Below are 22,098 nucleotides of genomic sequence, written 5' to 3'. Positions count from 1 at the left end.
ATTTTTTGACAGTGCTGTCCGGGCGCCTCGGTCAGGACTCTCGCCGGGACGGTGCGGCGGCCAAGTACGGCGGTGTGCGGAACCAGCTGCCGGGCAGTCAAAAAACAGAGGAGACAATGATGAAACAAACCATGCTCTGGAAGGCCGTTGCTCTGGCAACCGGCATGAGCCTGAGTGCAGCGGCCATGGCGCAGCAAGCGCCCTGGCCCGTCAAGCCCATACGCCTGGTGGTCGGCGGCCCGGCCGGCGGCAATGCCGACTCGCTGGCACGCCTGCTGGCCGACGGCATGCAAAAACAGCTGGGCAAGCCGGTGATTGTCGAATCCAAGCCCGGCGCGGCCGGCGTGCTGGCCGTCAACGACCTGCTCGCCAACGGCAAGGACGCCCACACGTTCTTGCTGATCCAGGGCGGCATCGTCAGCGAGACGCCGCTGGCCTACAAGGTCAGCTATCAGCCCTTCAAGGATCTGAAACCTCTGGCCCAGCTCAGCCGCAACGGTCTGGTGCTGATTGCCAACAAGGACTTCCCGGCCAGCAATCTGCAGCAACTCGGCGACTACGGCAAAAAGCAGTCCGACGGACTGGACTTTGCCTCGTATGCCACGGGCATGCGCGGCCATACCTCGGGCATGCTGCTGGGGCAGTTGCTCAATATCAAGATGAAGCACCTGGGCTACAAGGGCTCCCCTCCGGCGCTCAGTGACCTGATGGGCGGCCATGTGCCGCTGATGATGGACGGGCTCACCACGGCCCTGCCGCTGATCAAGGCCGGCAAGGTCAAGCCGCTGGCCGTGAACTACCCTACGCGCATGGTGCAGTTGCCCGATGTGCCCACCTTCAAGGAACTGGGCTACCCGCAACTGTCCGAGGTAAGCTGGTTCGGCGTCTGGTCGCGCCCGGATATCCCTGCCGATGTGCAGGCCAGGGTCAGAGAGATCGCGCTGCAGTATTTCAAGCAGCCCCAGGTCCAGGCCAGGCTCAGGGACATGGGCATGGAGTCGGGCACCGACGCGACCCCGGAAGCGCTGATGAGCGAACTGCAGAAGGCCTATCAGCGCCAGCAGGCCTTGCTCAAGTCCATTGATTACCAAGCTCAGTAAACAGTTCAGGTGCCCAAAAGGCCGGTGTCACGCCAGATTCCGGCCTTTTGCAACCGGGCAGCTGCAGCTCGCTGCCTCGACCCGTTCCGAGTCGACACGCAACGAAATGAGCCGAAACATCAGAAAAGACTTTGCTGCGGCGACAGCAAGGAATGATGGTACTGATCGCAGTCCAGTTGCACACGCTCACGATTCAGCCCAAGCTTGCGGCAGGCCAGTGCAAAGCGTTGCGCCAGCATATCGGCCCAGGCGCCCGTTCCCTTCATGCGCTGGCCAAACCTGCTGTTGTAGACCTTGCCGTCGGCTCTGCCCGCTTCGCTGATCCCATGCAGATCTCGCACCCGCTCCATCACGCGCTGGGCGCGCTCGGGATAGTGCAGCGTCAGCCATTCATTGAACAGCGGAGCCACTTCCCACGGTAGACGCAGTACTGCATAAAAAGCCTGTCTTGCACCGGCCTCGCTGGCTGCAGCCAGCACCTGCTCCATATCGTCGTTCAGGAACGGAATCTGCGGTGCCAGGCTGACGCCTACGGGTATGCCTGCCTCGCTCAGGGTCCGAATCATGCGCAGCCGTCGATGCGGCGCAGCGGCGCGTGGTTCCAGCTGCCGGGCCAGCTCGGGCTGCAAGGTGGTCAGCGTCACATAAACGGCCACCAGATGCTGCTGTGCCAGCGGCACCAGCAAATCAAGGTCGCGCTCGATGCCGCTGCCCTTGGTGACGATGGAAAACGGATGCCTGGCCTGTGCCAGAACCTCTATCACGCGGCGCGTCAACCCGACTTCGCGCTCCACAGGCTGGTAGCAGTCCGTGACCGAGCCGAGCATGATGGGGGCCGCCACATGACTGGACCGGGATAACTCGGCGCGCAGCACCTCGGGCAGGTTCTGTTTGGCAATCAGCCGGGTTTCGAAATCCAGACCCGGCGAATAGCCCAGATAGCCATGCGTGGGCCGGGCATAGCAATAGATGCATCCGTGCTCACATCCTCTATAGGGATTGAGCCCCAGATGAAAAGGCAGATCGGGCGATTCGTGGCGGCTCAGGGCTGATTTGGCCCGCTCCCACTCCAGATGGGTGCACCAGGTCTTGACCTCCTCACCCTCTTCGCTTCCTTCATCCTGTTCGGACTTGCCCCAGCCATCATCGAAACCCTGGCGCAGCTCCCGTGCAAACCGGTGCGTGATCTGGCTGGCAGCCCCTCGCCCCTTGATGAGCCGCACCGGCACATCGGTCCGAATGGATTCCAGCCCAGAGGATGAGGAAAGTTTCTTCATAAAACAACTGTACATAAATACAGTTATTCATTGCAAGAAATGAGCACTGACCATGGCTGCATCCCGGTCAATACGGTGAGGGTTGATTGAGTCAGATCTGGATAGAAAATGACTGCGCCCATTGTTCTATAGGCTTAGCACGCTCCATTAACTAGAGCAAGTTCAAAGTCAATCCGCACTCAGTGAGTGCGAGATGGCTTGGCAGTTTGCGATTCAGCACCGACAATCCCTTCAATGCACCAAGTTGGTGCCTTTCACTGAATGCCTTGGCCCGGACAACACCGTTGCCCGGGCTTTTGTCCGTTTGCGCAACGCCAAAGCGCCAACCACACCATCTCGCAAGGGAGTTACTACATGGAGCGCAAGCCCAATATCACTCTGTCCTCCTTGGACCTGGATCGCATTGAATCGCTGCTGGAAAAGAACAACAGCCAGTTCCCCGGCCGTGATGCACTGGAGGCGGAGCTGGACCGCGCGGATGTACTCGACCCCGCAGAAATACCCGCCAACGTGGTGACGATGAACTCCACCGTGCGCTTCACCATTCTCGAGATCGCCAAGACCAATACGCTGACACTGGTCTACCCCAAGGATATGGATGGCAGCGCCGACAAGGTCTCCATCTTTGCGCCGGTAGGCATCGCCCTGCTGGGCCTGTCAGTGGGCGATGAGTTCAAGATGCCCAGCCCTACCGGTCAGGTAACCGTGCGCGTGGATGCCATCGAGTTCCAGCCCGAAAGCGCGGGCGAGCTCCATCGCTGAACCGGCTCACCCAACAAAAAAAGCAGCTCACCGGAGCTGCTTTTTTGTTGCCTGGATCAGACTCAGCGCAAGCCGGCCAGCATGGTGGTCAGCAGACCCGCGCCGATCAGGCCTGCCTGCCAGCGCAGGGCCTGACTCCATGACGAAACATGGCGCTCCACCAATTGATACAGCGCGTAGCCGGCAGTCAGTGAAAGCACAAAGGCAAACGGGATGCCCACCACCGCGGCAGTGACCGAACCGTGCCAGAAATGGTTGACCACCGCATTGACCAGCAGGCAGATCGAAAAGTGAATCAGGAACACCGAGTAGGAGATCTCTCCCAGGCGACGCAGCGGCGCAAAACCCTGCCAGCGGGCAATGGCCTCGGTACGCATGCAGACGATGAGCAGCACCGCCGTCACGCCGGCGAGAAAAATGCGGTCGCGCCACTCATAGACCAGCGCGCCGATGATCAGAGCAGCAATCAGCATGCCCCAGCTCCAGGCCGTCAGGCGCTTGTCTGCTGCCACCGCCCAGAAGGCCATCATGCCGATGCCATAGGCACCCATGAAATAAATCGCCCAGACATCCAGGTCTGCATCAAGATTGAAGCTCAGCAACGAAGCTGCCGTCCCCACAACCACCAGCCCCTGCATGCCAGTCACAGCCCAGGGCCACCAGCGCTTCATGGCCGTAGCACCCAAGCGCTTCAGCGCCCATTGTTGCAGCCAGCGCACTCCGGCCAGCAACAGCACGGTCGCGGCGAACAGCTGAAAGTCTATGGACACATACCAAACACCAGCCGACAGTGACTCCTCGCCCACAATGCCCTGCAGCAGCAGAGCATGGGCCATGAGCTGCCATAGATCGGGGTCGGCGGACACGGACTCGTGATCGAACCAGGGACGAATCGCCGCAGACACCACAATCGTCACCACCAGTGCCACGGCATAAGGCACGACCAGACGCACAAAGCGCTTGCCGATCTTGGACCAGGGTGAATCAAACTGCGCCAGACCCATGGGAGCCAGGCTGGCTGCAGCCAGAAAACCGCCGATCACCAGAAAGATCTGCACGGCCATACGGGCGTACTCATAGAGCCAGTCCAGCAGGTCGGGCATGACAGGGTGAGCCACATCGGACATGGGGCCGTAGAAAGCCAGGTGATGCCAGACGATGGCAGCACAAGCCAGCCCCTTGGTACAGTCGATCAGGGCACTGCGGGAATGAGAGGAAATAGAACTTTGAACCATCAGATCACGGCCGCCCGCAGCCCATGGGCCGCCCGGCGGCAGGGTGAGTTTGCCCGGCAACAGGCAACGTAAAAAAGCCGACTTAAAACAGGATGGCGATTTTGCGCCGATTCCCAACAATTTGCTGACAGCATTGCAAGTTTTACGAAACATATCTGCGCGGGCTTCATGCGCCAAGCATGAACAAAACCAGAGCGCTTGCACTCCGGCTTGATCTCCCTCCCCCACTGAGAACCCCGGGCAAAGGCACAATGGAGGCCATGACGCAAGCCAAACCACTGTCGGAGCTGAGCCGACAATTTGTTTCGCATTTCGGCGAGATGGGCAGCCGCTGGGGCATCAATCGCACCGTGGGGCAGATCTATGCCCTGCTGTTCATTTCGCCCGAGCCGCTGAACGCAGACCAGATTGCCGACACGCTGGAATTCTCGCGCTCCAATGTGAGCATGGGGCTCAAGGAGTTGCAAGCCTGGCGGCTGGTTCAGCTGCGTCACCAGCCCGGCGACCGGCGCGAATACTTCCAGGCACCCGAGGATGTCTGGGAAATCTTCAAGCGACTGGCCGAAGAGCGCCGCCGCCGCGAGATCGAGCCCACGCAGTCCATGCTGCGTGCCGCCATGATGGAGGAAGCCAGCACCGACGAAGAACGTTACGCCCAGCAGCGCATGCGCGATATGCACGAGCTCATCGACAAACTGATGAGCTGGTTTGACGATGTTCAGCGTCTGTCGCCAGAGACCGCCATGCAGCTCATGGGCATGGGCTCCGCCGTGACGCGACTGCTGGACCTGAAAGACAAGATTACCGGGCGAGGCAAGTCAGGCTCGGAAGCCTGACGCCGACCACTCAGGTGCTGGCCCTGGGCACCAGCCTGAAGCCCAGATCCACGCTGGCCTCTCTGACGGTGTCCCCTGCCAGCAACTGCAGTAGCATGCTGGCAGCTTTTCTGCCCACTTCATCCCTGGGTGTATGGATAGTGGTCAGAGGCGGCACCATCTGATCACTGCCAGGAAGGTCGTTGAACCCGGCGATCGCCACCTGCTGCGGCACCTTGACCCCCATGCGATTGGCCTCCAGCAATGCGCCTTGTGCAATGTCGTCATTGCAGAAAAAGATGGCATCCACCGTAGTCTGCGCCTTGAGAAGTGTCTCAAACTGCCTTGCACCCAGCGCCAGCGATGAACGCTCGGGATTGAGAATCTCCAGGCTCTGGTCATACAGGCCGGCCTGTTTGAGCACCTGCCGATAACCTTCCAGACGCTGCATGACACGCGCGTCGAGCTGGGCTCCGCAAAATGCGATGCGTCTGTATCCCTTGTCCAGCAGATGACGGGTCATTTCAGCGCCAGCTGCAATCTGAGAAAAACCTACGCTGTAGCAATCGGGGCCCGTGCCGGGCTCGCGCAACTCCATGAGATGCACGCGCGGCACGGGATTGGCAGCCAATAATTTCCGCGACTCTTCGCTGTGGTCGAACCCGGTCAGCAACAGCCCGGCAGGTCGCATGGGCAAATAGGCCCGCAGCAACTGCTCTTCCTCCGCAGGGTCGTAGTGGGTCACGCCGATCAGCATGTGATAGCCCTGGGCAAACAGCACCTTGTGCACAGCCTCCAGGACCTCCACAAACAAGGTGTTGGAGAGCATGGGCACCAGTACCAGCACCTGGGTGCTTTTTTGCGAGGCCAGTGCACGCGCAGCCAGATCGGGCACATAACCCAGAGAAGCCGCAACCTCGCGCACTTTGTCGACCAGGGCAGCAGCCACTCTGCGCTCTCCGCGCAAGGCTCTGGAGACCGTCATCGGACTCACGCCCGCAGCCTGTGCCACATCGCTGAGGGTGACACGCCCGCTGGCACGAGATCGCCTTGAAGAAGCGCTGTCTGCCGGGGTTTCACTCTTGGTACGGGTCTCGGGAGGCAAGGGAATCTCCTAGTCAGATGCCTGAGGTTTTTTGAGTATGATAGCGCTATCCAGACTTGAAATGAAGTCTGTAGAAGCAGCTTGATGAAAGCACTGACTTGCCTTCGACCAAGGTCTGAAGCCAATCGCAGAAAGCAGCAGGCTGCTCATTTTTTAACCACATCGGATAGCGCTATCCAAAAATGACTCAAAGCAAGATCCAGCCTCATGGCACCATGTCGGCACTCGTCGTCATGGGAGTTTCCGGCTGCGGCAAATCGAGCGCAGGAGAAGCCATCGCCCGTCAACTGGGGTGGACCTTGGTGGAAGGAGACAGCTACCACTCCCCCCAGAGCGTGGCCAAGATGCAGGCCGGCATTGCCCTGACGGATGCCGACCGCGAAGGCTGGCTGGAACGCCTGGCGCAGCGACTGGCTCAGGCAGATGCCGAACACGGCCTGGTGCTGACCTGCTCGGCGCTCAAGCGCAAGTACCGCGACCAGTTGCGCAGCGCCCAGCAGCTGGGTTTTGTGTTTCTCGATCTCGACTATGCCACGGCCCTGGAACGCGTCCAGACCCGACCCGGGCATTTCTTCTCGCCCGACCTGGTGGCCAATCAGTTCACGACGCTGGAAGACCCGCGTCAGGAGCCCGATGTTCTGACCGTCAGCGCCACCATGAATCTCAACGACATCGCGCTCGCGGCCCGGCAATGGGCAAGGCGCGAATCCCAAGCATAAAGACAGCAGGAGACAGCCAATGTCTGAAGATCGCAAAGAGGCACAGGGCCGCAAGCCATGGCTCAAGCGCCTGGCCGAAGGCCTGATGGTGCTGGCCCTGGCCGGCATGGTGGTTGCCGTTTTCGTCAACGTGGTGCTGCGCTACGTTTTCCACACCAGCATCGTCTCCTATGAGGAGATCTCGCGCCTGCTGTTTGTGTGGCTGGTGGCCATCGGCGCCATCGTGGCGGCTTTCGAAGGCGCCCACCTGGGCTTTGACATGGTGACATCGCGGGTCGGCCCGATCACCCGCAAAGTCCTGTTCTGGGTCTCGCAACTGCTGATCGGCACCTGCATGGCCCTGCTGCTGTGGGGCTCCTGGGAGCAGGTCGTTGCCGGCTGGAGCAGCTACAGCACCGTGCTGGGCTATCCCCTGGCTCTGGGCGCAGCGGCGACGCTGGTGCTGGCCATAGGCATGCTGCTGGTCGTGGTGCGCGACATGCTGCGCGGCACCCCGTCCGAATCTTCTGAAACCAGCGTGGAGTAAGGAGAGCGCCATGGTCGTTACCCTGATTTTTCTCGCCGTGCTGATCGGCGGCATGGTGATCGGCATGCCGATTGCGCATGCACTGATACTCACCGGTGTCGCACTGATGTGGCACCTGGACTTTTTCGACACCCAGCTGCTCGCGCAGAACCTGCAAGCCGGGTTCGACAATTTCCCGCTGCTGGCCGTGCCATTCTTCATCCTCGCAGGTGAGCTGATGAATGCCGGCGGCCTGTCACGCCGCATCATCGATCTGGCCCGCGCCTTTGTCGGTCATATCCCGGGTGGCCTGGGCTATGTGGCCATCGGCGCTGCCGTGCTGCTGGCCTCGATGAGCGGATCGGCCATTGCCGACACCGCCGCGCTGGCCACCATCTTGCTGCCGATGATGCGCGACCAGAAGTATCCCGACAGCTACAGCGCCGGCCTGCTGGCTTCAGGCGGCATCATCGCCCCCATCATTCCGCCTTCGATGCCGTTCGTGATCTACGGCGTCACCACCAACACCTCCATCAGCAAGCTGTTTCTCTCGGGCGTCGTTCCCGGCCTGTTCATGGGCAGCTTTCTGATTGCTGCCTGGTGGTTCATCGCGCGCAAATACCAGCTGACCTCGGGTGAACGCGTGAGCTGGGGCCTGCGCCTCAAGGCACTGGCCAAGAGCTTCTGGGCCATGATGATGCCTGTCATCATTCTGGGCGGCCTCAAGGGCGGCGTCTTCACGCCGACCGAAGCCGCCGTGGTGGCCGCGGTCTACGCGCTGTTCGTGTCCATGGTGGTCTATCGGGAGATGAGCTGGAGCAGGCTTTACGAAGTCTTTCTGGGCGCATCCAAGACCACCGCCGTGGTGATGTTCCTCTGCGGTGCGGCCACTGTGACCGCCTACATGATCACGCTCGCCGACCTGCCCAATATGCTGGCCGACAGCTTCTCGGGCCTGCTGGATCAGCCCATGCTCTTCATGGCCGTGATGATGCTCTTCCTGCTCGTGGTCGGCACCGCCATGGATCTGACCCCGACCATTCTGATCTTCGGTCCGGTCTGCGCACCGCTGGCCGTCAAGGCCGGCATCGATCCCGTGTACTTCGGCTTCATGTTCATCTATGTGGGCTGTATCGGCCTGATCACCCCCCCTGTAGGCACGGTGCAGAACGTGGTGGCCGGGGTCGGCAGGCTGCGCATGGAAACCGTGATCAAGGGCACCAATCCCTTCCTGATGGTCTATGTGCTGCTGGCCGTGCTCTTCGTGATCTTCCCTCAACTGGTCACGGGTCCGCTCAAATGGATGCACTGAGAACGGCATGCCATCCATGAAAGATCTTAGATTCATAGCATGGTGCGCACTGCAATCAAGCGCATCACGACAGTTCCAATTTCATCAAAGGGCCCAGGCCCAATCAAGCAAGGAGACGGGTATGCGTATCAAATTTGCAGTCGCGGGCCTCACGGCAATGTTGCTGGCCGCAGGTGCCGTTCAGGCGCAGGACTTCAAGCCCCGCCTAGTGCGGTTCGGCTACGGCCTGGTGGAAGACTCCAACCAGGGTCGTGCCGTGCGTATGTTCGCCAAGGAAGTGGAAAAGGCCAGCGGTGGCAAGATGAAGGTCCGCGCCATCGGCAACGCATCCCTGGGCTCGGACACGCAGATGCAGCAGGCCCTGATCGGCGGCGCCCAGGAAATGATGGTCGGCTCCACCGCCACGCTGGTGGGCCTGTCGCCCGAAATGGCGATCTGGGACACCCCTTTTCTGTTTGCCAACACCAAGGAGGCCGATGCCGTGCTGGACGGCCCCGTGGGAGAGAAGGTCAAGGCCACTCTGGAGCCCAAGGGCATGGTGGGTCTGGTCTATTGGGAAAATGGATTTCGCAATCTGACCAACAACAAGCGCCCCATCACCAAGCTGGAAGATCTGCAGGACGTGAAGCTGCGCGTGATGCAGAACAACGTCTTCCTGGACAGCTTCAAGACCCTGGGCGCCAATGCCGTTCCCCTGCCCTTCTCCGAGCTGTTCACGGCGCTGGAAACCAAGGCCGTGGACGGTCAGGAAAACCCCTTCAACACGGTGCTTTCGAGCAAGTTCTATGAAGTGCAGAAGTACCTGACCGTCTCCAACCATGTCTACAGCCCCTGGATCGTGACGGTCAGCAAGAAGTGGTGGGACACGCTGAGCCCCGCCGAGAAGAAGGTGCTGCAGGATGCGGCGATCAAGAGCCGTGAATTCGAGCGCAAGGACACGCGCGAAGAAGCCGCCAAGGCTCTGGCCGAGATCAAGACCAAGGGCATGCAGGTCAACGAGCTGCCAGCCGCCGAAGCAGGCCGCATGCGCGACAAGCTCGGCACCGTCAATGCCGGCATTGCCAAGTCCGTGGGTCAAGGTACCTGGGACTCTGTGCAGGCAGCCGTCAAGCAAGCTCGCGCCAAATAAGCGCCCAACCATGGAGCCATGCCCCGGGCATGGCTCTGACTCATTCCAAGACAATGCCTGCGCCCCAAGCACAGGCCTTGCTGCCCAAGGACTTTCATCATGGCACTTCACCCCGTTCTGGACCAGGTGACGCGGCGCATCCAGGAGCGCAGCCGCGCCAGCCGCTCCGACTATCTGGCACAGGTCGATGCCATGGCCGCGCGCCCTCCACAAGTACGCACCATGGGCTGCGCCAATGTGGCCCACGCCTTTGCGGCTCTGCCCGGCACGGACAAGATTCGCATCGTTGAGGAAAAAGGCCCCAATGTCGGCATCGTCACGGCCTATAACGATGTGCTCTCCGCCCATGCGCCGTTTGCGCATTACCCCGATATTCTGAAAGACGAGGCCAGACGCAACGGCGCCACGGCCCAGGTGGCCGGCGGTGTGCCAGCCATGTGCGACGGCGTGACCCAGGGCATGCCCGGCATGGAGCTGAGCCTGTTCAGCCGCGACACGATTGCCATGTCCACCGCCGTGGCTCTCACGCACGACACTTTCGATGCGGCCCTGATGCTGGGCGTCTGCGACAAGATCGTTCCCGGCCTGCTGATCGGCGCCCTGCATTTCGGCCATCTGCCCATGGTGTTCGTGCCTGCCGGTCCCATGACTTCGGGCCTGTCCAACAGCGACAAGGCCAAGGTGCGCGAGCAGGCAGCGCAGGGCCTGGTCGGCCGGCAGGAGCTGCTGGCGGCAGAAAACGCGGCCTACCATGATCAGGGCACCTGCACCTTCTACGGCACGGCCAACAGCAATCAGATGCTGCTCGAAGCCATGGGCCTGCATGTTCCCGGCACAGCCTTCATCAACCCCGCCGACGCAGAGCGTGAACTGCTCACGCGCGAAGCCATGCGTACCGTGCTGTCCATCACCCGGGGCCGCCGCTTTGCCCCCATAGGGCATGTCGTGGACGAGCGCTGCATCGTCAACGCCATGGTGGCCCTGCTGGCCACCGGCGGCTCCACCAATCACCTGATCCACTGGGTCGCCGTGGCCCGAGCTGCCGGCATCGTCATCGACTGGGATGACTTCGAGCAGCTGTCTGCGGTAGTTCCTCTGCTGGCCCGTGTCTACCCCAATGGCAGCGCCGATGTGAACCAGTTCCAGGCCGCAGGCGGCCCCGGCTATGTGATCGCCCAGTTGCTTCAGGCCGGACTCATGCATGGCGATGTGCTTACGGTAAGGCCCGAGGGGCTGGCCGCTTTCGGGCGCATCCCCCATGTCGAAAACCATCAGCTGCAATGGCGGGATGCGGGCATCTCCGGCGATGACACCGTGCTGCGCCCTGCCACCCGTCCCTTCAGCCCTGCGGGTGGATTGAAACTGCTCAAAGGCAATCTTGGCCGCAGTGTCATCAAGATCAGCGCCGTACCTGAAGATCGCCACGCACTGCGGGCACCGGCATGGGTCTTTGATTCGCAGGATGAATTGCAGGCGGCCTTCAAATCCGGTGCGCTGGAGCAGGCCTGCCAGACCAATGGCTTCAATGGCGTCGTCTGTGTGGTGCGCTGGCAGGGTCCGCAGGCCAATGGCATGCCCGAGCTGCACAAGCTCACCCCTCCGCTGGCCGTTCTGCAAGGCAAGGGCTATGTCGTGGCCCTGGTCACCGACGGCCGCATGAGCGGCGCATCGGGCAAGGTCCCGGCGGCCATCCATGTCAGTCCCGAAGCACTGGCAGGCGGCCCGCTGGCCAAGGTACAAAGCGGAGACATCATCGTGCTCGATGCCCCCACCGGCCTGCTCCAAGCCGAGCTGACGGATGCCGAATGGGAAGCCAGGCCGCTGGCCATCATGCCGACAGCGTTGCAGCAAGCCAATCACCGCGGCCTGGGCCGTGAACTGTTTGCCGGATTCCGGCGCAATGCGCTGAGCGCAGAAGAAGGAGCTTGCACATGGCTGCTCAAATGACCGCCTTGTCCATCATGCAGGATGCACCGGTGATTCCGGTCATCGTGCTGCACAACGCAGAGCATGCGGTACCCATGGCCAAAGCACTGCTGGCCGGCGGCATCAGGGTTCTGGAGGTCACGCTGCGCACGCCTCAGGGCCTGGCCTGCATAGAGGCCATCGCCAAGCAACTGCCCGAAGCCATCGTCGGTGCGGGCACCGTGCGCAATGCAGCCGATGCCGCGGCGGCTGCTCGGGCCGGCGCAAGGTTTGCCGTCAGTCCCGGCTATACCAGCAAGCTGGGCCAGGCCTGCCGCGATCTGAACCTGCCGCTGCTGCCCGGTGTTGCAACCAGCAGCGAAATCATGATGGCTCAGGAAGATGGCTTTACCGAGCTCAAGTTCTTCCCCGCCGTGCAGTCGGGCGGCATCCAGATGCTGAAGGCCTGGCAAGGTCCGTTCGGAGAGCTGCGTTTCTGCCCCACGGGCGGCATCTCGCCCGGCAACGCGGCGGAGTTTCTGGCGCTGTCCAATGTGGTCTGCGTGGGCGGCTCCTGGCTGGTCCCCGCCAGTGCCGTGGAGAGTGGCAACTGGTCGCTCATCACCGAGCTGGCTCAGGCCACGCAGGCGTTGAGAAGCTCTCGCACGGCCTGAGCAAGACAAGGCCTCATCCATAAAAAAAAGCCCGGTCAGCTCCAAGCCGACCGGGCTTTTCCATGTCTTGGCGACTCAGGCATCCGGCAGCGACTTGGTTCGCTCCAGAAGCTTGCGACGCGTTGCCTCGTCATCCATCAACTCGAACCAGATCGCATTGAGCACGGCAAAGGCTGCTGCCAGCGGCAGACCCAGCAACCAGGCGAAATACCACATAAGTTTCCTTTCATTCGGCCCATCCAATGCATGGGCCAACAATATTCGAACCGCCCCCCCACACAGAAGGAAGAACGCAGAATGGCGTCTGAGGGGCGTCCCATCTCAATACGAGTGGCCCTGGCCGGTCACGATGGCTTTCACGTCCACCTTGCCTCGCAGCACCGAGTACACCCAGCTGGTATAGGCCAGGATCAAGGGCAGGAAGATCAGCACGCAAACCAGCATGATGAACAGCACGACATGGCTGGAAGACGAGTCCCAGACCGTCAGACTGAAGCGCGGATCAATGCTGGAGGGCAGGATCATGGGGAACATGGCAGCGCCCACGGTCAGGATGATTCCGGCAATCGCCAGGCCGCTTGCCAGCAGCGCCAGCCACTCGCGACGGCTGCGCAAGCCGATGGCCACGATCAGCGGCATGAGCAGGCCGATACCGGGCACCAGCCAGAGCCAGGGATAGGACTTGAAGTTGGCCATCCATGCACCGGCAGCCACGGCTGCGGTCTTGTTCAAGGGGTTGGAGGGACCGACGGGGTTGATCTCGCTGGTAATCACATAGCCGTTGATGCCTGTAGCCAGCCACAGGCCGGCAACCGCAAACAGCACGGTGGTCAGCACGGCAAACCATGTGCCATACCTGGCGGCGCGGTTGGCGACTTCTCCATCGGTCTTGAACATCAGCCAGGCCGCACCATGCATGAGCAGCATGGACAGCGAGACCAGACCGCACAGCAATGCGAAAGGCGTGAGCAGGCCGAAGAAGCTGCCGTCGTAGTAAATGCGCATATCGTCACCCAGACGAAATGGCACGCCGAGAATCACATTGCCCACTGCCACGCCGAACAGCAGCGCTGGCACCAGACCCGTGATGCACAGCACCCAGTCCCAGCGGTTGCGCCAGGCTGCATCTTCATGTTTGCTGCGGAACTTGAACGCCACGGGACGCAGGATCAGCGGCACCAGCACGGCAAACATGGCCAGGTAAAAGCCTGAGAAGGACACGGCGTAAAGCTGGGGCCAGGCCGCAAAGATGGCACCGCCACCCAGAATCAGCCACACCTGATTGCCTTCCCACACGGGGCCGACGGAGTTGATGGCCGTGCGGCGCTCGACATCGGTCTTGGCCGTGGCGCGCAACAGGCCCATGGCGCCGAGGTCAAAGCCGTCGGTGACGGCAAAGCCCACCAGCAGCACACCGAGCAGCAGCCACCAGATGAGGCGCAGCACGTCATATGAAATCAGTTCATGCAAGATCATTTGGTTGCTCCTCTCAGCTTTGGCCGCGTGCCAGCTTCTTGATCATGGGTTCGTAGAGGCTGAGGTGAGGTTCGCTCTCATGCTCGGGGCCCTTCTTGATGGCCTTGACCATCAGCTTGAGCTCGATAACCAGCAGCACGGTGTAGATCAGCACAAAGCCGGCAATGGTCAGCAACAGCGTCTTCGCGCCCAGATTGGAAACCGCCATGGCCGTGGGCAGCACGCCTTCGATGATCCAGGGCTGACGACCCAGCTCGGCCACCACCCAGCCGCATTCGGCGGCGATCCAGGGCAGCGGAATCGAGAACACGGCAACCTTGAGCAGCCAGGGGTAGGCATCCAGCCTGTGGCGGGCAGCCAGCCAGAAGAAGGTGCCGGTCAGCACGATGAAGAACATGCCCAGGGCCACCATGATGCGGAAGGTCCAGAACAGCGGACCGACCGGCGGCACGGTATCCATTGCTGCCTGATGGATCTGTGCTTCGGTCGCCTTGCGTGGGTCATCCACATAGCGCATCAGCAGCAGGGCGTAGCCCAGATTGGCGCCATTGTTCTCAAAGCGCAGACGCGCCTCGGCGGGAATCTCGGCATCGGTCCTGGCCTTGCGAATGGTCTGCAGCGCGTCATAGGCGTCGATACCGTTGCGGATATTGCCCTCGGCGCTCTTGACCAATTCGTTGATGCCGGGAATTTGGGTGTCCAGCGAACGCGTACCGATCAGGCCCATGACCCATGGGATGTGCACGGCAAAGTGGGTCTCGCGCGCCTCGCGGTCGGGGAAACCAAAGGCCGTGAAAGAGGCCGGTGCGGGCTCGGTCTCCCACATGGCTTCGATCGACGCCAGCTTCATCTTCTGGTGTTCGGATGACAGGTAGCCGGATTCGTCACCCAGCACCACAACCGACAGCGAAGCAGCCAGACCAAAGGATGCGGCCACCGTCATCGAGCGCTTGGCCAGATGGATGTGACGGCCCTTGAGCAGATACCAGGCCGAAATACCCAGCACGAACAGCGAGGCCATGACATAGCCCGCCGACACCGTGTGCACAAACTTGGCCTGCGCCACGGGATTGGTGAGCACGGCAAAGAAGTCATTCACTTCCATGCGCATGGTCTGGGGGTTGAAAGTAGCACCCACGGGGTTCTGCATCCAGCCATTGGCGACCAGAATCCATAGCGCCGAGAAGTTGGTGCCTATGGCCATCAGGCAGGTGACGATCAGGTGCTTGACCTTGGAAAGGCGATCCCAGCCAAAGAAGAACAGGCCGACAAAGGTCGCCTCCATGAAGAAGGCCATCAAACCCTCGATCGCCAGCGGTGCACCAAAGATGTCGCCCACATAGTGGCTGTAGTAGCTCCAGTTCATGCCGAACTGGAACTCCATCACCACGCCGGTGGCCACACCCATGGCGAAGTTGATGCCGAACAGCACGCCCCAGAACTTGGTCATGTCGCGCCAGATGGCTCGTCCGGTCATTACATACACCGTCTCCATGATGGCAACGAGTATGGACAGGCCCAGTGTCAGCGGCACAAACAGAAAGTGGTAGAGCGCCGTTATCGCAAACTGCAGTCGCGATAAATCGACGATGTCGAGGTCCATGGTCAGGTCCTTTCTCTCGGTACTTCAAAAATCAATCGGAAAAACATATGGACTGCGGTGCAACAGCACCCAGCACATCGGGTCGCAGCCTTGCCATCAGCTGCCCAAACTCTGGCGTGCCGCGCAGGGCTTGCGCTCTTACCTGTCCTGCCTGCAGATACACAATGCGATCGGCGAGGCTCGCCTCACGCTGCCAATGCGTGGCAAAAATCAGCGTTCGCGAGCCGCTCTCAGCCGCCTGCACCAACCGCTTCAGCACATCGGCAGCAGTGACGGCATCCAGTCCCTCGGTCACCTCATCAAGCAGCCAGCAGCGGTCTGGGCTCAGCAGCAGTCTGGCCAGTGCCAGCCGGCGCGACTGGCCTCCGGACAGACCCAGGCCGCCTTCACCCAGCATGGTGTCCAGCCCCCGTGGCAGGGCCATGACGTCGCTTCTGAGACCTGCAGCCTGCAGGACGCTCCACAGTTGCTCATCGTCGGCCTTGGCATCGGCAAGCCTCAGGTTGTTGCGCAGGCTGTCCTGAAAAAGCTCGGTTCTCTGTGTCATCCAGCTGCAGCCGCGGGCCTGAACCACGCCTTCGTCCGGCTGCAGCTCACCCGCCATCAAATGCAGCAAGCTGGTCTTGCCTGCACCGCTGCTGCCGATCAGCGCCACGCGCTCGCCCTGGCGCACGTTCAGGTCTATAGGACCCAATTGACGAAGTCGGACAGACTGCAGACTGACGGCCAGCTTCTGCACAGGCTGCTGCGGACTCTCTGCCGCTTCGGCCTTGGCCGCCAACGGTGGAGCCAACCTGCGCAGCGCCAGCCAGGTACGCCCGGCCTGTTCTGCCCCTCTGCGCAGAGCTGCAAACGGCTCCATTGCCGACAGTGCCAGCAAAATACCCAGCGCAGCAACCGGCGCGTTGATGCGGCCCTGTTCCATCAACCAGGCCATCAACAGCACGGATGCGCTCAAAGTAATGGCAGACACCGCCCCATAAGCCTGGGCGGCAGCCGCTTCGGATTGATAAAGCCGCTCATCGGCCTGGGCGCAGCGCGCATCGCTGTGCAGCACTTGCTGCACCTGGGCAGGCAACTGGCCTGCCATTAGCAGCTCGGTCTGGCCTGCAACCAGATCCACGGTTTGGGCACGCATGGCCTCCAGTGCCATGGCACGGCGTACAGCGGCCTTGCGGCTGCGCAAGCCATGCCACAGGGCAATGCCCCAGCCAGTCAGCAGCATCCACGCCAGGGTCAACAGGCCCAGCCACCAGCGCATGAACCCGTAGGCCAGAGCCGCCAGCAAGGCCGCGCCCAGCGCCGCCACGGCGGGCACCAGCAGGCGCAGATAAAGATTGTCCAGGGCATCCACATCGGAGGTCAGACGCTGCAACAGCCTGGCCGGGCGCTGCAGCAGCAGACGGGCAGCCTGCGGGCGAGCCCAGCTCAGGAACAGTCTCTGGCGCAAAGCGGCCAGCACAGCCAGTGTGGCGTCGTGAGTCACCAGGCGCTCGGCATAGCGGGCACCGGTGCGGCCCACGGCCAGCAGGCGAATGCCGGCCGAGGGCATGAACACATCGAACACCAGGGCCGTGGCAGGCACCAGCCCGGCCAGGGCCGTGGCCGTGATGAACCAGCCCGACAAACCCAGCAATGCCATGCCCATCAGCACCGTAAGCGCTGCCAGGGCGGCACCTCCCAGCCAGAGCTTGTGCGGCGCCATCTGGCCCAGCAGCTTCAGCATCTCGCGCATTGAAATGGCTCGCATCTTCATGACTGCGGCTCCCGCGTCGGTCGCAGCAGCGGCAGCTCGATCACGCGATCCATGGCAGCGGCCAGCTGTGCATCATGGGTGGCGACCAGCATGGTGCGCCCCCTGGCCATATGGCGCAGAGACTGCGTAATCTGGGCTGCTGTCTCGGGATCCAGATGAGCGGTAGGTTCATCGACCAGCAGCAGTCCGGCCCGTGTCTGCGCGGCCATACGTGCCAGAGCCAAACGTACCACCTCGCCACCGGAAAGGCCTGCGCCGCCCTCACCCAGGCTTGCGCCGGGGCGATGCTCCAGGGCCTCATCAAGTGCCGCCAGCTGCGTAGCTTCGGCAATCTGCTTGGGTCCTACCGAGCTGCGCCCCAGCGCAATATTGCGCGCGGCCGAGCCGGCAAAGACATGGGGCAACTGACCCAGCCAGGCCATGCGCCGGCGCAGCTGGGTAGCACTGCCGGCCTCAAGCGTTTGCCGGTCGATTTCGATACGGCCTTGCTGTACCGGCAAAAGGCCAGCAATCTGCGCCAGCAGCACGGATTTGCCGCTGCCGCTGGGACTCCACAGCGCCACATGCTCGCCGGCCTGTATGTGCAAAGACAGCGGCGCGAGGCTGGAGTCACTGCCTGGCGCCTGAACCTTGAGTCCCGAAACGCTTACGGACACAGGCTGGCCAGGCCATGACTGCTCATCGACCGGAGATGCTTCAGCGGCATGTTGTGCACCGACAATCTGCATGGACTGCGCCTGCATGCTCTGCAAGGTCTGCAGTGCGGCCTCGCCTGCGGCTCTGTCATGCCAGACGGCCGAGAGATCGCGCAAAGGCTCGAAAAATGCCGGCGCCAGCAGCAGCACGAACATGGCCTGGCCCAGACCGAGCTTGTCGCCCCAGGCGCCGAAATTCAGCGTGCCCAGCAGGTGAAAACCTATATAGACGGCCACCATGGCCACACCCAGTGCCGAGAAAAGCTCCAGCACCGCAGAAGACAGAAAGGCAATGCGCAGCACGCGCATGGTGCGGGTGCGCAGGTCTTCGGCATGGTCACGCAGCCGCTGGCCCGTCAGCTCCACGGCATGCAGTGCACGTAGCGTGCTCAGGCCACGCAGGCGGTCCAGCAAGAAAGCGTTCATATGACCGAGCTGCAGCATCTGCTCTTCGCTGCCCGCCTTGGCACGCCAGCCCACGATCGCCATGAAAAGCGGAATCAGCGGCGCGGCAACCATCAAAATCAGAGCAGCGACCCATGACTGCAAGGCCACGGCAGCCAAAATCACCAAGGGCAGCAGACGCACACGCCACATCGCGCTCTGGTAACGCGCCAGCCACGGAACAATGGCCTCGGCCTGCTCGGCCATGGCGCTAGCCGCCTGGCCGGAAGCTGGGCGGCTCTTGTCCAGCGGCGATGTCTGAGCCAGCGACTGCGCCACCCGGGCGCGCAAGCTGCTGAGCTGCGCGCGCGCTGCACGGTTAGCCAGCATGCCTCCATGGCCTTCTGCCCAGGCTCGCAGCAAGCCCAGCAACAACACGCCAGCAGCCATGGGCCAGACGGCCGCCATGCCCTGACCGTTGGCCATGAGTTGCACAGCCCAGGCCAGCAAGGCTGCCTGCGGCAGCCATATCAGCCCGGCAAACACCTGCCACACAGCTCCCGCGCTAGGGCGACGGATGACGCTCGCCAACTCAGCATGTGCTGTATCGACCTGGTTGTCGGTGGATGAAGAAGGGGTGTGTTGCATTTCTCAATTTTCAGTATTTACTGAAATTAACGGAATACTACTCTTCTTTTGACAATCATCATGACTTGATATGCAAAAGCCAATTGCAGGACCAGGCCTACATTGATACGCATCAACTCCGAAGCGATTTAACAAGGGTTAACCCTTGCACAAGTCGTGCTTGAGCAACATCAAGCGAGCAAGCCGCCCATAAAAAACGGCGTCCGAAGACGCCGTTGGCACAGAAGATAGTGAACTGCCTCAGGCAACCAGCAGGCTTGCCTTGGCTTCGGCGTACTCACGCTTGAGGCGAGCCACCAGCTCCGCCGTGGACTGCACCTTGTCAATGGCACCGATACCCTGGCCACAACCCCAGATATCTTTCCAGGCCTTTTGCGCACCACCGCCAAAATTCATCTTGCTGGGGTCTGATTCGGGCAGGTTTTCCGGATCCAGACCGGCCGCACGAATCGAAGGTGCCAGATAGTTGCCATGCACGCCTGTGAACAGATTGCTGTAGACCACGTCGTCGGAGCTGCCCTCGACGATCGCCTGCTTGTAGGCTTCTACGGCGCGCGCCTCGTCGGTGGCAATGAAGGCCGATCCGATATAGGCAAAGTCCGCCCCCATGGCCTGGGCCGCCAGAATCGAGCCACCCGTGGCAATCGAGCCGGACAGCGCCAAAGGGCCGTCAAACCATTGGCGAATTTCCTGCACCAGGGCAAATGGACTCTTCACACCCGCATGGCCGCCAGCACCGGCTGCCACGGCGATCAGGCCATCGGCACCTTTTTCAATGGCCTTGCGAGCAAACTTGTTGTTGATGATGTCGTGCAGCACCACACCGCCCCAGCCATGCACGGCCTGATTCACATCTTCACGCGCACCCAGGCTGGTGATGATGATGGGCACCTTGTACTTGGCGCAGACCTGCATGTCGTGCTCCAGACGGTCATTGCTCTTGTGCACGATCTGATTGATGGCGAATGGTGCAGAAGGGCGATCGGGATGTGCCTTGTCCCAGGCCGCCAGAGTCTCGGTGATCTCTGCCAGCCAGTCCTCCAGCTGCTCGGCCGGGCGGGCATTGAGAGAAGGCATGGAGCCGACGATACCGGCCTTGCACTGCTCGATGACAAGCTTGGGATTGCTGATGATGAAAAGCGGCGAGCCGATGACAGGCAGAGCCAGCTTTTTGAGGGCGGGTGGCAGCTTGGACATGTGTTGTCTCCTTCTTCGTTTTATAAATAAAAAGGGCTGTAGCGTTTGTTCCAGATACGCAGGCAGCTCTTATTTCAGAAACAGTTCGAAGGACGGCTCACTGTTTGCACCCCTGTGCCGACGGTGAAGCCGTCCGACTGGCCTTTGGCCAGTTTCGCCTGCCATGGCGCCACTCCCTGTCCCCAGGGCAACAGTTTTTGCCTTCTCTGTGCACGGAGGATCATCGTGATGGGAGCGGCCGCAAAAAAGGCCTGAGCGCGGTGCTGCATCAGGCCTTGGTTTCTTACTGCGTCACACGCCCGGCGGCATTGACGATGGACAGGTCCACATATTTGGATCCCACTTGCCCGGGCTTGAAGTTCACCCAGTAGCCGCCCAGGTCATAAGACTCCAGTCCGCGCAAGGCGGCACTCATTTTTTCCGGCGTCACCGGCTGGCTGCGACGCATGGCCTCCACGATGACTTTGGCATTCACAAAGCCTTCCATCATCGCAAAGCTCACCGGAACGTCCAGGGACTTGCCCGCAGCAATCGTCGCGTCGCGAAACTCCTTGTTGAGCTTGCCCGAGACCTTATAGGGACTGGGCACCACCTGGGCAATCGACAGACCGCTCATGTACTCCACAGGAAGACGCTTGGCCAACTGCTCGATATCGGCCTCGGCCGTGGCATAGACCTGGGCGGTACCGCCCTCCATGCGATATGCCTCGACAAATGCCGCCGTGGCAGGGCTGGAAGCCACCAACAGGATGGCTTGAGGCGAAGTCTTCGCAGCCTGCAGCTCCTGCACAGCCTTGTCCGAGCCACCTCGGCTCTTGAGCATGGCCGATGCGACCAGCTTGGCCCCGCTGGGGTTCACGGCCTTGGTCACCAAGGCCGTCAGCTCCTGTGCATCGGGACGCTCCTCGAACACCAACGCCAACCGCGTGATGCCTACGGTGGCCAGGTGGGTGGAAATCTTTGCGATCTGCTCGACAAGCCCTGCACGCGTGGAGAACATCTGGGGTGATGCCAGCACACGGGTATCCGTGCTCTGATAACCCACCAGCGGAATCTGCGAGCCATCCAGAGCCTTGCTCTCCAGCAAGGCCAAGAGATTGCGATTGCCGAAATAGCCTGCCAGCACCACGGGCTTGGATTCGCTCAGCAGCTTGCGCGTCTTGGTCACGGTCTCTTCGGGATGGCCTACATCATCGAGCACGGCCAGCTCCACAGGCTGGCCCTGCACACCACCGGCCTTGTTGACCTGGTCAAAGTACAGACGCATGCCCTGCGCATAGGCCCGCCCCTGACTGGCTTCGGCCCCCGACATCGGGGCCACCTGCCCTACCGTCCAGGCCTGTGCCACCAAAACAGCACCTGCACACATGGCGACCAAACCGGCTCGCGCCAACACCCAATGCTTGCGATTCATTCAGAGTCTCCCTCTCCATCAATGCAGTGGGTCTGAAGCGCCCATGCAGCTGCCGAATTATTGTTGATGACCTGACCTGTACGAGCCAGGCGCCCATGGAAAAAGAGGGGCTTGAAGCCCCTCTTTTGATGTGCGCCAAATTACAGCGCGTTGACCAGTTCGGGCACAGCCGTGAACAGATCGGCTTCCAGACCGTAATCAGCCACCGAGAAGATCGGTGCTTCTGGATCCTTGTTGATCGCCACGATCACCTTGGAGTCCTTCATGCCCGCCAGATGCTGGATCGCTCCCGAGATGCCGCAGGCAATGTACAGCTGCGGCGCCACGATCTTGCCCGTCTGACCCACCTGCAGGTCGTTGGGGGCATAGCCCGCATCGACTGCCGCA

20 protein-coding genes are annotated in these 22,098 nt (G+C 61.5%); 9 read left to right on the top strand and 11 right to left on the bottom strand.

Features of this window, described 5'->3' with window-relative positions; genetic code table 11:
- Window positions 1-119: 119 nt before the first annotated feature.
- A complete protein-coding gene (locus tag AAIL67_RS22535; RefSeq protein WP_034380735.1) occupies window positions 120-1,100 on the top strand; it encodes a tripartite tricarboxylate transporter substrate binding protein in 981 nt (326 codons plus the stop codon).
- Window positions 1,101-1,219: 119 nt separating this feature from the next.
- On the opposite strand, the gene AAIL67_RS22530 is transcribed toward AAIL67_RS22535, so the two are convergent.
- Window positions 1,220-2,377, bottom strand: coding sequence for a PA0069 family radical SAM protein (locus AAIL67_RS22530; protein WP_051517687.1), 1,158 nt, complete (start codon window positions 2,375-2,377; stop codon window positions 1,220-1,222).
- 354 nt (window positions 2,378-2,731) lie between these two features.
- Between AAIL67_RS22530 and rnk the strand changes: the two genes are divergently transcribed.
- Window positions 2,732-3,139, top strand: a complete 408-nt coding sequence (rnk, locus tag AAIL67_RS22525) for a nucleoside diphosphate kinase regulator (RefSeq protein WP_003063629.1) — start codon at window positions 2,732-2,734, stop codon at window positions 3,137-3,139.
- A gap of 62 nt (window positions 3,140-3,201) precedes the next feature.
- On the opposite strand, the gene AAIL67_RS22520 is transcribed toward rnk, so the two are convergent.
- Window positions 3,202-4,374, bottom strand: coding sequence for an acyltransferase (locus AAIL67_RS22520; RefSeq protein ID WP_343485164.1), 1,173 nt, complete (start codon window positions 4,372-4,374; stop codon window positions 3,202-3,204).
- 251 nt (window positions 4,375-4,625) lie between these two features.
- On the opposite strand from AAIL67_RS22520, the gene AAIL67_RS22515 reads away from it, so the two are divergent.
- Entirely contained in the window at window positions 4,626-5,210 is a 585-nt protein-coding gene (locus AAIL67_RS22515; RefSeq protein WP_003053080.1) for a GbsR/MarR family transcriptional regulator, read from the top strand.
- Between the two features lie 10 nt (window positions 5,211-5,220).
- Here AAIL67_RS22515 and AAIL67_RS22510 read toward each other — a convergent pair whose 3' ends face one another.
- Window positions 5,221-6,294, bottom strand: coding sequence for a LacI family DNA-binding transcriptional regulator (locus AAIL67_RS22510; RefSeq protein ID WP_034380738.1), 1,074 nt, complete (start codon window positions 6,292-6,294; stop codon window positions 5,221-5,223).
- Window positions 6,295-6,476: 182 nt separating this feature from the next.
- Here AAIL67_RS22510 and AAIL67_RS22505 point away from each other — a divergent pair, with 182 nt between their 5' ends.
- From AAIL67_RS22505 to eda, 6 genes are all read left to right on the top strand, one after another.
- Window positions 6,477-7,013, top strand: coding sequence for a gluconokinase (locus tag AAIL67_RS22505; RefSeq protein WP_045840389.1), 537 nt, complete (start codon window positions 6,477-6,479; stop codon window positions 7,011-7,013).
- A gap of 19 nt (window positions 7,014-7,032) precedes the next feature.
- On the top strand, window positions 7,033-7,539 hold the full coding sequence (locus AAIL67_RS22500) for a TRAP transporter small permease (RefSeq protein ID WP_034392301.1): 507 nt from the start codon (window positions 7,033-7,035) through the stop codon (window positions 7,537-7,539).
- A 10-nt stretch (window positions 7,540-7,549) separates the two neighbouring features.
- Window positions 7,550-8,830, top strand: a complete 1,281-nt coding sequence (locus AAIL67_RS22495; RefSeq protein ID WP_034356902.1) for a TRAP transporter large permease subunit — start codon at window positions 7,550-7,552, stop codon at window positions 8,828-8,830.
- A gap of 121 nt (window positions 8,831-8,951) precedes the next feature.
- Window positions 8,952-9,959, top strand: a complete 1,008-nt coding sequence (locus tag AAIL67_RS22490; RefSeq protein ID WP_003065736.1) for a TRAP transporter substrate-binding protein — start codon at window positions 8,952-8,954, stop codon at window positions 9,957-9,959.
- 99 nt (window positions 9,960-10,058) lie between these two features.
- A complete protein-coding gene (gene edd, locus AAIL67_RS22485; RefSeq protein ID WP_343485162.1) occupies window positions 10,059-11,906 on the top strand; it encodes a phosphogluconate dehydratase in 1,848 nt (615 codons plus the stop codon).
- A complete protein-coding gene (gene eda, locus AAIL67_RS22480) occupies window positions 11,891-12,538 on the top strand; it encodes a bifunctional 4-hydroxy-2-oxoglutarate aldolase/2-dehydro-3-deoxy-phosphogluconate aldolase (protein ID WP_003065739.1) in 648 nt (215 codons plus the stop codon). The genes edd and eda overlap by 16 nt, the downstream gene beginning before the upstream one ends.
- A 75-nt stretch (window positions 12,539-12,613) precedes the next feature.
- Here the strand turns inward: eda and cydX are convergent, their stop codons facing one another.
- From cydX to AAIL67_RS22440, 8 genes are all read right to left on the bottom strand, one after another.
- Entirely contained in the window at window positions 12,614-12,754 is a 141-nt protein-coding gene (gene cydX / locus AAIL67_RS22475; RefSeq protein ID WP_003053063.1) for a cytochrome bd-I oxidase subunit CydX, read from the bottom strand.
- A 105-nt stretch (window positions 12,755-12,859) separates the two neighbouring features.
- Window positions 12,860-14,014 carry a cytochrome d ubiquinol oxidase subunit II gene (gene cydB, locus AAIL67_RS22470; protein WP_034380747.1) on the bottom strand — a complete coding sequence of 385 codons (1,155 nt, stop codon included), beginning with the start codon at window positions 14,012-14,014 and terminating at the stop codon, window positions 12,860-12,862.
- Between the two features lie 13 nt (window positions 14,015-14,027).
- Complete coding sequence (locus tag AAIL67_RS22465) at window positions 14,028-15,617, bottom strand: cytochrome ubiquinol oxidase subunit I (protein WP_034356909.1); 1,590 nt, start codon at window positions 15,615-15,617, stop codon at window positions 14,028-14,030.
- Between the two features lie 31 nt (window positions 15,618-15,648).
- Window positions 15,649-17,373 carry an ATP-binding cassette domain-containing protein gene (locus AAIL67_RS22460; RefSeq protein ID WP_343485161.1) on the bottom strand — a complete coding sequence of 575 codons (1,725 nt, stop codon included), beginning with the start codon at window positions 17,371-17,373 and terminating at the stop codon, window positions 15,649-15,651.
- Complete coding sequence (gene cydD, locus AAIL67_RS22455; protein WP_343485160.1) at window positions 17,370-19,100, bottom strand: thiol reductant ABC exporter subunit CydD; 1,731 nt, start codon at window positions 19,098-19,100, stop codon at window positions 17,370-17,372. The genes AAIL67_RS22460 and cydD overlap by 4 nt, the downstream gene beginning before the upstream one ends.
- A 240-nt stretch (window positions 19,101-19,340) precedes the next feature.
- Window positions 19,341-20,297 carry a nitronate monooxygenase family protein gene (locus AAIL67_RS22450; RefSeq protein ID WP_034356911.1) on the bottom strand — a complete coding sequence of 319 codons (957 nt, stop codon included), beginning with the start codon at window positions 20,295-20,297 and terminating at the stop codon, window positions 19,341-19,343.
- 283 nt (window positions 20,298-20,580) lie between these two features.
- A complete protein-coding gene (locus AAIL67_RS22445) occupies window positions 20,581-21,711 on the bottom strand; it encodes an ABC transporter substrate-binding protein (protein WP_034356912.1) in 1,131 nt (376 codons plus the stop codon).
- 140 nt (window positions 21,712-21,851) lie between these two features.
- On the bottom strand, window positions 21,852-22,098 hold a 247-nt coding region (locus AAIL67_RS22440), incomplete at its 5' end, for an FAD-binding protein (RefSeq protein ID WP_280008588.1).

This window comes from Comamonas sp. A7-5 (assembly GCF_039581385.1).
GTDB lineage: Bacteria > Pseudomonadota > Gammaproteobacteria > Burkholderiales > Burkholderiaceae_C > Comamonas > Comamonas thiooxydans.
Note: the sequence above shows the minus strand (reverse complement) of the source record. Positions and strands in the feature narration are given on the sequence as shown.

What these genes read in the sequence shown, in the direction of transcription:
- AAIL67_RS22450 (WP_034356911.1), bottom strand. Translation starts at nt 20,297, where the DNA reads ATGTCCAAGCTGCCACCCGCCCTCAAAAAGCTGGCTCTGCCTGTCATC.
- AAIL67_RS22445 (WP_034356912.1), bottom strand. Translation starts at nt 21,711, where the DNA reads ATGAATCGCAAGCATTGGGTGTTGGCGCGAGCCGGTTTGGTCGCCATG.
- cydX (WP_003053063.1), bottom strand. Translation starts at nt 12,754, where the DNA reads ATGTGGTATTTCGCCTGGTTGCTGGGTCTGCCGCTGGCAGCAGCCTTT.
- AAIL67_RS22490 (WP_003065736.1), top strand. Translation starts at nt 8,952, where the DNA reads ATGCGTATCAAATTTGCAGTCGCGGGCCTCACGGCAATGTTGCTGGCC.
- AAIL67_RS22500 (WP_034392301.1), top strand. Translation starts at nt 7,033, where the DNA reads ATGTCTGAAGATCGCAAAGAGGCACAGGGCCGCAAGCCATGGCTCAAG.
- eda (WP_003065739.1), top strand. Translation starts at nt 11,891, where the DNA reads ATGGCTGCTCAAATGACCGCCTTGTCCATCATGCAGGATGCACCGGTG.
- AAIL67_RS22495 (WP_034356902.1), top strand. Translation starts at nt 7,550, where the DNA reads ATGGTCGTTACCCTGATTTTTCTCGCCGTGCTGATCGGCGGCATGGTG.
- edd (WP_343485162.1), top strand. Translation starts at nt 10,059, where the DNA reads ATGGCACTTCACCCCGTTCTGGACCAGGTGACGCGGCGCATCCAGGAG.
- AAIL67_RS22465 (WP_034356909.1), bottom strand. Translation starts at nt 15,617, where the DNA reads ATGGACCTCGACATCGTCGATTTATCGCGACTGCAGTTTGCGATAACG.
- AAIL67_RS22460 (WP_343485161.1), bottom strand. Translation starts at nt 17,373, where the DNA reads ATGAAGATGCGAGCCATTTCAATGCGCGAGATGCTGAAGCTGCTGGGC.
- cydB (WP_034380747.1), bottom strand. Translation starts at nt 14,014, where the DNA reads ATGATCTTGCATGAACTGATTTCATATGACGTGCTGCGCCTCATCTGG.
- rnk (WP_003063629.1), top strand. Translation starts at nt 2,732, where the DNA reads ATGGAGCGCAAGCCCAATATCACTCTGTCCTCCTTGGACCTGGATCGC.
- AAIL67_RS22505 (WP_045840389.1), top strand. Translation starts at nt 6,477, where the DNA reads ATGACTCAAAGCAAGATCCAGCCTCATGGCACCATGTCGGCACTCGTC.
- AAIL67_RS22515 (WP_003053080.1), top strand. Translation starts at nt 4,626, where the DNA reads ATGGAGGCCATGACGCAAGCCAAACCACTGTCGGAGCTGAGCCGACAA.
- AAIL67_RS22530 (WP_051517687.1), bottom strand. Translation starts at nt 2,377, where the DNA reads ATGAAGAAACTTTCCTCATCCTCTGGGCTGGAATCCATTCGGACCGAT.
- AAIL67_RS22520 (WP_343485164.1), bottom strand. Translation starts at nt 4,374, where the DNA reads ATGGTTCAAAGTTCTATTTCCTCTCATTCCCGCAGTGCCCTGATCGAC.
- AAIL67_RS22535 (WP_034380735.1), top strand. Translation starts at nt 120, where the DNA reads ATGAAACAAACCATGCTCTGGAAGGCCGTTGCTCTGGCAACCGGCATG.
- cydD (WP_343485160.1), bottom strand. Translation starts at nt 19,100, where the DNA reads ATGCAACACACCCCTTCTTCATCCACCGACAACCAGGTCGATACAGCA.